Source organism: Paenibacillus sp. OT2-17 (assembly GCF_009827695.1).
GTDB classification, from domain to species: domain Bacteria; phylum Bacillota; class Bacilli; order Paenibacillales; family Paenibacillaceae; genus Paenibacillus; species Paenibacillus polymyxa_B.
This window is the reverse complement of the sequence record NZ_WUDQ01001035.1, coordinates 1-567: the sequence shown is the minus strand read 5'-3', so window position 1 is coordinate 567 and position 567 is coordinate 1. Positions and strand designations below refer to the sequence as shown.

Genomic DNA, 567 nt, shown 5'->3' with positions numbered 1-567 from the left:
TTTATCCTTTCTTCAGAAAAAACGTATGCTCGCAGTACGGACGAACCAGAAAACGAAGGGATTATTCGCGGACCGCACAATGGATTCATTGAGCAGTTATCCATCAATCTGAATCTGATTCGCAAACAAATTGTCACACCGTCACTGGTTGTACGCTACTTTTATGTGGGATCTAAAACCCGGACTATAATCGCTATTGTCTATGTTCAAGACTTGGCTAATCCTGAGCTAGTGGAAGCAGTGAAAACGAGAATTAAAGCGATCTCCTCCGATATGGTGCTCCCCCCCGGTTTTATTCAAGAGTTTATTGAGGACAACCCTTTTTCCCTCTTCCCTCAACAGCTCAGCACGGAACGACCGGATCGTGTGACCGCCAATCTAATGGAGGGACGCATAGCGATTTTGGCTGAAGGTAGCCCAACTGCTCTAATAGCTCCCGTCTCTTTTTTTGCATTTTACCAAAGCCCAGATGATTATCACGGCCGTTGGATTATTAGTTCATTTCTAAGAACGATTCGAATGATGAGCTTTTTGATCGCTTTTACGCTACCTGCCATTTACATTGCG

General features: G+C 44.4%; 1 protein-coding gene. It reads left to right on the top strand.

All coding sequences use genetic code 11. The features are described from left to right. A partial coding sequence (locus tag GRP75_RS28905; protein WP_160791105.1) for a spore germination protein occupies nt 1–567 on the top strand: 567 nt, incomplete at both ends.